Raw genomic sequence first — 1,702 nt, forward strand, 5'->3', positions numbered from 1 at the left:
GCCCACATGTAGTCGCGCTCTTCGTCGGTGACCATCTCCAGGGTCAGCTCGTCGTGGTTGCGCAGGAAGATGCCCCACTGGCAGCCGGAGGGGATCGCCGGCGTCTTCGCCAGGATCTCGGAGACGGGGTAGCGGGACTCCCGGCGCACGGCCATGAAGATGCGCGGCATGACCGGGAAGTGGAACGCCATGTGGCACTCGTCGCCGCCGGACTGATAGTCCCCGAAATAGTCGACCACGTCTTCCGGCCACTGGTTCGCCTCGGCGAGGAGCACCGTGTCCGGGTACTGGGCGTCGATCTCCTTGCGCACCCGCTTCAGGAAGGCGTGGGTGGCCGGCAGGTTCTCGCAGTTGGTGCCCTCCTGCTGGTACAGGTACGGCACCGCGTCCAACCGGAACCCGTCGATGCCGAGATCCAGCCAGAACTTCAGCGCGGAGATCATCTCCTCCTGCACGGCCGGGTTCTCGTAGTTCAGGTCCGGCTGGTGCGAGAAGAAGCGATGCCAGTAGTACTGCTTGCGTAGCGGGTCGTACGTCCAGTTCGAGGCCTCGGTGTCGACGAAGATGATCCGGGCGTCCTGGAACTGCTTGTCGTCGTCGGCCCAGACGTAGTAGTCCCCGTACGGACCGTCCGGATCGCGTCTCGACTCCTGGAACCACGGGTGCTGGTCACTGGTGTGGTTCATGACGAAGTCGATGATCACGCGCATGCCGCGCTGGTGGGCGGAGTCCACGAACTCCACGAAGTCGGCCAGGTCACCGAACTCCGGGAGGACGGCTGTGTAGTCGGAGACGTCGTAACCGCCGTCCCTGAGCGGCGACTTGAAGAACGGCGGCAGCCACAGGCAGTCGACTCCCAGCCATTGCAGATAGTCGAGCTTGGCCGTCAGACCCTTCAGGTCGCCGATGCCGTCGCCGTTGCTGTCCTGGAAGGAGCGGACCAGGACCTCGTAGAAGACGGCCCGCTTGAACCAATCCGGATTCCGGTCCTTCGCGGGCGTGTCCTCGAAGGTGTCCGGGACGGGCTCATTGACGATCATATTGTGGGTGACCCTCCGATCTGCGGGTTGGACGGTCGCAGGACGGTGAAGACGTGCGCGGGCCTATGACCCGGTTCGAGGCGCACATAGTTGGCCCTGCCCCAGTAGTAGGTCTCGCCGGTGAGCTCGTCGCGCACCGGCACCGACTCGTGCCATTCCAGGCCGAGTTGCGGCATGTCCAACGAGACCGTGGCCTCCTGGGTGTGGTGGGGGTCGAGGTTCGCGACCACCAGAACGGTGTTCGCTCCGCTCCGCTTCGAGTAGGCGATCACCGCGTCCTGGTCGGCGTGGTGGAAGTGCAGATCGCGCAGTTGGCGCAGGGCCGGGCTGCGGCGCCTGAGGTCGTTGAGCCGGGTGATGAGCGGCGCGATGGTACGGCCCTCACGCGCCGCCGCCTCCCAGTCGCGGGCTTTGAGCTGGTACTTCTCCGAGTCGAGGTACTCCTCGCTGCCCTCCCTGAGCGGGGTGTTCTCGCACAGTTCGTAGCCGCTGTAGATGCCCCACGTGGGGGAGAGGGTGGCGGCGAGCACGGCCCGCACCTCGAAGGCGGGCCGGCCGCCGTGCTGCAGGTAGGCGTGCAGGATGTCGGGGGTGTTGGCGAAGAAGTTCGGCCGCATCCAGGCCGCCGCCTCACCCGACAACTCGGTGAGGTACTCGGTCAG

The 1,702-nt window shown here is 65.8% G+C and carries 1 protein-coding gene and 1 pseudogene; both read right to left on the bottom strand.

What is annotated here, in order from left to right; translation table 11 throughout:
• Positions 1 to 1,040: alpha-amylase family glycosyl hydrolase (locus AB0950_RS40365; protein ID WP_360576559.1), on the bottom strand; the 1,040-nt coding region annotated here is incomplete at its 3' end.
• Positions 1,037 to 1,702 (bottom strand): annotated as a pseudogene (locus AB0950_RS40370) (alpha-1,4-glucan--maltose-1-phosphate maltosyltransferase); the annotation flags it as partial. The pseudogene AB0950_RS40370 and the gene AB0950_RS40365, both read right to left, overlap by 4 nt.

The organism is Streptomyces sp. NPDC007189, from assembly GCF_040703635.1.
Lineage (GTDB): Bacteria > Actinomycetota > Actinomycetes > Streptomycetales > Streptomycetaceae > Streptomyces.